This window comes from Actinoplanes sp. NPDC023801, assembly GCF_040639655.1.
Classification (GTDB): domain Bacteria; phylum Actinomycetota; class Actinomycetes; order Mycobacteriales; family Micromonosporaceae; genus Actinoplanes.
This window is the reverse complement of record NZ_JBFAAI010000037.1, coordinates 83,898-90,361: the sequence shown is the minus strand read 5'-3', so window position 1 is coordinate 90,361 and position 6,464 is coordinate 83,898. Positions and strand designations below refer to the sequence as shown.

General features: G+C 68.4%; 9 protein-coding genes. 7 read left to right on the top strand and 2 right to left on the bottom strand.

The genetic code is table 11. The annotated features are described in order from the left end of the window. Positions 1-43: 43 nt before the first annotated feature. A complete protein-coding gene (pdxS, locus tag AB0G04_RS39520) occupies positions 44-940 on the bottom strand; it encodes a pyridoxal 5'-phosphate synthase lyase subunit PdxS (RefSeq protein WP_360994271.1) in 897 nt (298 codons plus the stop codon). 142 nt (positions 941-1,082) lie between these two features. On the opposite strand from pdxS, the gene pdxT reads away from it, so the two are divergent. From pdxT to AB0G04_RS39505, 3 genes are read left to right on the top strand one after another with little or no spacing between them, the layout of a single operon-like run. After that, positions 1,083-1,679, top strand: a complete 597-nt coding sequence (gene pdxT, locus AB0G04_RS39515; protein ID WP_360994269.1) for a pyridoxal 5'-phosphate synthase glutaminase subunit PdxT — start codon at positions 1,083-1,085, stop codon at positions 1,677-1,679. An 18-nt stretch (positions 1,680-1,697) separates the two neighbouring features. After that, positions 1,698-2,450: a YebC/PmpR family DNA-binding transcriptional regulator gene (locus tag AB0G04_RS39510; RefSeq protein ID WP_360994267.1), complete on the top strand. Its 753-nt coding sequence runs from the start codon at positions 1,698-1,700 to the stop codon at positions 2,448-2,450. 31 nt (positions 2,451-2,481) lie between these two features. Beyond that, positions 2,482-3,060 carry a Uma2 family endonuclease gene (locus AB0G04_RS39505; protein ID WP_360994264.1) on the top strand — a complete coding sequence of 193 codons (579 nt, stop codon included), beginning with the start codon at positions 2,482-2,484 and terminating at the stop codon, positions 3,058-3,060. On the opposite strand, the gene AB0G04_RS39500 is transcribed toward AB0G04_RS39505, so the two are convergent. Next, positions 3,057-3,575 (bottom strand): hypothetical protein, encoded by a 519-nt coding sequence (locus AB0G04_RS39500; RefSeq protein ID WP_360994261.1) that lies wholly within the window; start codon positions 3,573-3,575, stop codon positions 3,057-3,059. The two genes, AB0G04_RS39505 and AB0G04_RS39500, sit on opposite strands and share 4 nt — an antisense overlap. Positions 3,576-3,676: 101 nt before the next feature. Here AB0G04_RS39500 and ruvC point away from each other — a divergent pair, with 101 nt between their 5' ends. From ruvC to yajC, 4 genes are all read left to right on the top strand, one after another. After that, complete coding sequence (gene ruvC, locus AB0G04_RS39495) at positions 3,677-4,189, top strand: crossover junction endodeoxyribonuclease RuvC (protein ID WP_360994258.1); 513 nt, start codon at positions 3,677-3,679, stop codon at positions 4,187-4,189. Then, entirely contained in the window at positions 4,190-4,792 is a 603-nt protein-coding gene (ruvA, locus tag AB0G04_RS39490) for a Holliday junction branch migration protein RuvA (protein ID WP_360994255.1), read from the top strand. 49 nt (positions 4,793-4,841) lie between these two features. After that, positions 4,842-5,888: a Holliday junction branch migration DNA helicase RuvB gene (ruvB, locus tag AB0G04_RS39485; RefSeq protein WP_360994252.1), complete on the top strand. Its 1,047-nt coding sequence runs from the start codon at positions 4,842-4,844 to the stop codon at positions 5,886-5,888. A gap of 158 nt (positions 5,889-6,046) precedes the next feature. Beyond that, a complete protein-coding gene (gene yajC / locus AB0G04_RS39480) occupies positions 6,047-6,460 on the top strand; it encodes a preprotein translocase subunit YajC (RefSeq protein ID WP_360994282.1) in 414 nt (137 codons plus the stop codon). The last annotated feature ends 4 nt before the right edge of the window (positions 6,461-6,464 follow it).

Sequence of the window (6,464 nt, the reverse complement as noted above, 5' to 3'; positions counted from 1 at the left end):
GCTGTCTCAGGTGGCCTGAGACAGCGGTGCGCGACAGCTGATGTCACCAGCCGCGCTCGGAGAGGCGGTGCGGGACCGGCTCGTCCTCGACGTTGATGCCGACCATGGCCTCGCCGAGACCGCGGGAGACCTTGGCGATCACGTCCGGGTCGTCGTGGAAGGTGGTGGCCTTGACGATGGCGGCGGCACGCTGGGCCGGGTTGCCGGACTTGAAGATCCCGGAGCCGACGAAGACGCCCTCCGCGCCGAGCTGCATCATCATGGCGGCGTCGGCGGGAGTGGCGATACCACCGGCGGTGAACAGCACCACCGGGAGCTTGCCGGCCTCGGCGACCTCTTTGACCAGCTCGTACGGCGCCTGCAGCTCCTTGGCGGCGACGTAGAGCTCGTCCTCCGGAAGCGTCTGCAGGCGGCGGATCTCGGCGCGGATCTTCCGCATGTGGGTGGTGGCGTTGGAGACGTCACCGGTGCCCGCCTCACCCTTCGAGCGGATCATGGCCGCGCCCTCGGTGATCCGGCGCAGCGCCTCGCCCAGGTTGGTGGCGCCGCACACGAACGGCACGGTGAACCGCCACTTGTCGATGTGGTTGGCGAAGTCGGCCGGGGACAGCACCTCGGACTCGTCGACGTAGTCGACGCCGAGCGACTGCAGGACCTGGGCCTCGACGAAGTGACCGATCCGGGCCTTCGCCATCACCGGGATGGAGACCGTGTTGATGATGTTCTCGATCATGTCGGGATCGGACATCCGGGAGATGCCGCCCTGCGCACGGATGTCGGCGGGCACACGCTCCAGGGCCATGACCGCGACGGCGCCCGAGTCCTCGGCGATCTTGGCCTGCTCGGCGTTGACCACGTCCATGATCACGCCACCCTTGAGCATCTCCGCCATGCCGCGCTTGACACGGGCGGTTCCGATGGCGGGCTGGTTCTCAGACATGGGGATTCGGCTCCTCGTGCGGGTTGGCAGATGCTCGCCGATCGTACGAACCGGCGACGTGCGGTCCGATAGCCAATCGGCTCCCCGGTGGCCTGCTTTACCTCGTACGCCCGTCGGATCCGGTCGCGCCTATTGTGGGCCCGTGAACATCGGAGTGCTGGCCCTGCAGGGCGACGTGCGTGAACACCTCTCCGCGCTGGCCGAGTCGGACGTGCTGGCCCGGCCGATCCGTCGTCCCGAGGAGCTGGCCGACGTCGACGGCCTGGTGATCCCGGGTGGCGAGTCCACCGCGATCAGCAACCTCGCGGTCTCCTTCGGTCTCCTCGACCCGATCCGCAAACGGATCGCCGACGGCATGCCGGTGTACGGCTCCTGCGCCGGCATGATCATGCTGGCCGCGAACGTGCTCGACGGCCGCCCGGATCAGGAGTCCTTCCAGGGCATCGAGATGACCGTACGGCGCAACGCGTTCGGCCGGCAGATCGACTCTTTCGAGGCGTCCGTCGAGATCGAGGACATCGAGGGCGGCCCGTTCCACGCTGTCTTCATCCGTGCGCCGTGGGTCGAGGAGACCGGCCGCGACGTGCGGGTGCTGGGGCGCGTGGCCGACGGTGCCGCCGCCGGTAGGATTGTGGCCGTTCGGCAGGGGAACCTGCTCGCCACGGCTTTCCACCCGGAGCTCACCGGCGACCTTCGTGTCCATCGGTACTTCGTCGAGATGGTCCGCCAGGCCCTTTGATCACAGCGGAGGTTACGCATGTCCGGCCACTCCAAGTGGGCGACGACCAAGCACAAGAAGGCCGTCATCGACGCCAAGCGCGGCAAGATGTTCGCCAAACTGATCAAGAACATCGAGGTCGCGGCCCGGACCGGCGGCGGTGACCCGTCGGGTAACCCCACGCTCTACGACGCCATCCAGAAGGCGAAGAAGTCGTCGGTCCCGAACGACAACATCGACCGCGCGGTCAAGCGGGGCTCCGGCCTGGAAGCGGGCGGCGCCGACTGGCAGACGATCATGTACGAGGGTTACGGGCCGAACGGCGTGGCGATCCTGATCGAGTGCCTCACCGACAACCGCAACCGCGCGGCCACCGAGGTGCGCACCCGGCTGACCCGTAACAACGGCACGTTCGCCGACGCGGGCTCGGTCTCCTACCTGTTCAACCGTAAGGGCGTGGTGATCGTCCCGAAGGCCTCGCTCTCCGAGGACGACCTGATGCTCGCCGTCCTCGACGCCGGCGCTGAGGAGATCAACGACCTGGGTGAAGCGTTCGAGGTGGTCAGCGAGCCGACCGACCTGGTCGCGGTGCGTACTGCTCTGCAGAACGCCGGCATCGACTACGACTCGGCCGAGTCGTCGCTGGTGCCGACGATGAGCGTGCCGGTGGACGAGGAGGCGGCGCGCAAGGTGTTCAAGCTCGTCGACGCCCTCGAGGACTGCGACGACGTGCAGAACATCTACTCGAACGCCGATATCTCGGACGAGGTGATGGCCGCTATTGACGAGTGACATGATGTCAAGGGGCTAGTAGAGTGAGGGGGTGTTGACCGCCATGACTGAGTTCAATCCGTCATTGCTCCTCAATCTGTCTTCGATCGAGAATCTGGATGTCGACGACCTCATCTCACTGCCCAAGGGTTTCCGCTACGAGTTGCACAACGGGAACCTCGTCGTCATGACGCCGTCCACCTTCTGGCACAAGGAGATGACGGGTCGCCTCTACTTCATGCTTCGCCTGGCAGGGCTTCGCGTGTTCCAGGATCCTGGAGTGCGCGGAGCCCGGCCCCGTGACCTTCGGCTGCCGGACGTGGGCGTGGTTACGCACTTGCCGGCCGGCATGACGAACTACTCGAACCTGTCGCCATCGGCATACAGCCTCGTCGTCGAGGTCGTTTCAAAGAACTCGCCGAACGGTGAGTTCCTGGAAAAGAAGCTCTGGTATGCCGAGCACGGCATTCCGGAGTACTGGATCGTCGAGGAGACGCCCGACGCCTGCGATGACGACGGGGTGGTCACCATCATGCGGCTGGACGAGACCGGCGATGAGCCGGACTACCCCAAGGAGCGGACTCTTCTGGTCTCCGAGCTGGAAGCCGAGTACCGCGCCGGGCAGGCCTAGACGGGGTCGGCGGCCAGCCAGGACATGTACTGGACGAGTCCGCCGACCAGCAGGACGCCGAAGATCACGTAGCGGAGCAGGCGCCGCCACTGGGACCTCAGGTAGGCGTGCACCCAGGCGATCTCCGCGTCGGCGAGCGCCTCCAGGTCGGCTCTGGCCGTACTCCCGATGATCGAGGCCTTGCGCAGTGCCAGGCTGCCGCCCCGGGTGTACACCGGGGCCACCGGCTCGCGGGGCCGCAGCACCCGCACCTCGACCTCGTAGACCTGATCCTCGCGCCACTGCCCGGTCCGCGCCTGCAGGCGCTGCCGCATGTACGCGTCGGCGTTCCGGAACCAGCGCAGCCGCCGCCAGTGGCCGGCCAGATCGGTGAGCACGGCCAGATAGATCTCCTCCGACACCCGTGCGTCGCCGACCAGGCGGGCGGCCTCGGTGCGCAGCAGGGACGCGTGCGTGGTGACGAAGGCGACGTAGTCGGCCGGCGGCTCGTCGTCCATCGGCGGAATGACGTGCATGACGGACCTCCCAGCCTCCATGGTCGAGGCGTGTCGGCGGAAGCCGCAAGAGGAACGCGTATTAGGGTGTCGAACACACGTACGCGAGGGGGAGGCAGTCTGTGCGGGTTCTCGGCATCGATCCGGGGCTGACGAGATGCGGCGTCGGCGTCGTCGAGGGGATGCCGGGGCGGCCGGGCAAGCTGATCGGCTACACCGTGGTGCGCAGCGAGCCGGACGAGGACATCTCGCAGCGTCTGCTGCACCTGGACCGTACTCTGGCCGAGCTGGTCGCCGCCTACAAGCCGGAGAGCGTCGCCGTCGAGCGGGTGTTCTCGCAGCACAACGCACGGACGGTGATGGGCACCGCGCAGGCGAGCGGGGTCGCGATCCTGGCCGGCGCGCGGGCCGGGCTGCCGGTCCAGATGTACACCCCGAGCGAGGTGAAGGCGGCCGTCACCGGGTCCGGCACCGCCGACAAGGCGCAGGTCACCGCCATGGTGACCAGGTTGCTGAAACTGTCCGCACCGCCGAAGCCGGCCGACGCGGCGGACGCCATCGCCATCGCCATCTGCCACATCTGGCGTGGCGGGACCCGTATGAAGATCGAAGCCGCAGCCCGCAGGAGCCTGTAGATGATCGCCAGCGTGCGCGGTGTGGTCACCGCGATCCTCCACGACAGCGCCGTGGTCGAGGTGGGTGGTGTCGGAATGCGCGTCCTCTGCGCACCGAACACGCTCGCCGGGCTGCGCACCGGCGCCGAGGCGCGGCTCGCGACCACGCTCATCGTCCGGGAGGACTCGCTCACCCTCTTCGGCTTCGCCGACGATGACGAGAAACAGCTCTTCGAGCTGCTGCTGACGGCCAACGGCGTCGGTCCACGCATCGCGCAGGCGGTGCTCGCGGTTCATCAGCCCGATGTCGTACGCCGCGCGCTCGCCGGTGGTGACGTCGCGGTCCTGACCGCGGTTCCGGGTATCGGCAAACGCGGCGCGGAGAAGATGATCGTCGAGCTCAAGGACAAGATCGGTCCCGTCGGGCCGGCCGGTACCGGTTCGGCCGGCCTGCTGAACGGCGCCTGGCAGGAACAGGTCCGGCAGGGCGTCCTCGCGCTCGGCTGGACGGCGACGCAGGCGGACCAGGCGGTGGCCGCGGTCGCCGAGACGATCGACGGCGAGACGCCGCCGGTGCCGGTCCTGCTGCGTCAGGCGATCCGCCTGCTGGGCAAGACCCGATGAACGCCTCGCGGAGTGCGCCGTCGGGCCGTGGTGCGGCGGAGGTGACGCGATGACCGAGGATCTCGTCTCGCCGGACCCGTTCGACGAGGACCTGGACGCCGAGGCGAGCGTCCGCCCGCGCCGGCTCGCCGACTTCATCGCCCAGCACCGGGTCCGTGACCAGCTGGAGCTGCTGCTCAAGGCCTCGATGGGCCGTGGCACACCGCCCGATCACATCCTGCTGTCCGGCCCGCCGGGCCTCGGAAAGACCACCCTGGCCAACATCGTGGCGGCCGAACTGGGCACCGGGATCCGGACGACGAGCGGCCCGGTGATCGAGCGGTCCGGCGATCTGGCCGCGATCCTGACCGGCCTGGCGCCCGGCGACGTGCTCTTCATCGACGAGATCCACCGGATCGCGAAACCGGCGGAGGAGTTGCTCTACAGCGCCATGGAGGACTTCCGGGTCGACGTGGTGGTCGGCAAGGGGCCGGGTGCGACCGCGATCCCGCTCGACGTGGAGCCGTTCACGCTGGTCGGCGCGACCACCCGGGCCGGTCTGCTGTCCGGGCCGATGCGTGACCGGTTCGGTTTCGTCGCGCATCTGGACTTCTACTCGCACGCGGACCTGGACGCGCTGCTGCACCGCTCGGCACGCATCCTCGGCGTGCGGATCACTCCGGAGGGCTCGGCGGAGATCGCCCGGCGCTCACGTGGCACACCGCGTATCGCGAACCGGCTGCTGCGCCGGGTGCGCGACTTCGCCGAGGTGCGTGCGGACGGCGTGGTCACCGAGGCGGTGTCGAAGGCGGCGCTGCAGGTCTACGACGTCGACGCGCTGGGACTGGACCGGCTGGACCGGGCGGTGCTGCGTGCCCTGATCGAGTCGTTCAAGGGCGGCCCGGTCGGTCTGTCCACCCTGGCCGTGGCGGTGGGGGAGCAGTCCGACACGGTCGAGGAGGTGTGCGAGCCGTTCCTGGTCCGAGCGGGTCTGCTGGCCCGGACCCCGCGGGGCCGGGTGGCCACCGAGGCGGGCTGGGCGCATCTGGGGAAGGTTCCGCCGGCGGATGGGCGATCCGGGGTGTTTCAGGGTGACCTGTTCGCCCGGGACACGTGATGAGGGCAACTTATCCCCCGTGATGTGAACGTGACGTGTGCCGCATTCGTTATCTCCAGGTTGACCTATTAGACTCGCCGCCGTTCCATCCGGATTCACATATCGCCGCGGCGCCCGCCCACCCCGTTGCGCCGGCGGCTGACGGAAGGCATTTTTTCGTGCGCGAGGCAAGTTATGCCCAGGCCGCCGGCGGCGGCGGTGATCTCTCGTTTTTCCTGATCATCGCCCTGTTCTTCGCCGTCTTCTACTTCTTCATGATCCGGCCGCAGCAGAAGCGGCGCCGCGAGGCGCAGGACATGCAGAACACGCTCGGTCCGGGGGACCAGATCGTGACGATCGGCGGCCTTCACGGCACCGTCACCGGTGTCGCCGACGGCGAGGTCCTTCTGGAGATCTCACCCGGCGTCGAGGTGCGGTTCGCGCGTCCGGCGATCGCCAAGGTCGTTCAGAAGTCCGGCGAGGTCATCCCCGAGCCGGACGTCGACACGCCCGACGCGGAGCCGTTCGCCCGTTCGGCGGACGACCAGGCGGAGCCGGAGAGCCCCGTCACCGAAACGCGTAAGCAGGACTGACCCG

Coding starts and splice junctions, on each gene's coding strand:
- pdxS (WP_360994271.1), bottom strand. CDS start 940: ATGTCTGAGAACCAGCCCGCCATCGGAACCGCCCGTGTCAAGCGCGGC.
- AB0G04_RS39510 (WP_360994267.1), top strand. CDS start 1,698: ATGTCCGGCCACTCCAAGTGGGCGACGACCAAGCACAAGAAGGCCGTC.
- AB0G04_RS39500 (WP_360994261.1), bottom strand. CDS start 3,575: ATGCACGTCATTCCGCCGATGGACGACGAGCCGCCGGCCGACTACGTC.
- ruvA (WP_360994255.1), top strand. CDS start 4,190: ATGATCGCCAGCGTGCGCGGTGTGGTCACCGCGATCCTCCACGACAGC.
- ruvB (WP_360994252.1), top strand. CDS start 4,842: ATGACCGAGGATCTCGTCTCGCCGGACCCGTTCGACGAGGACCTGGAC.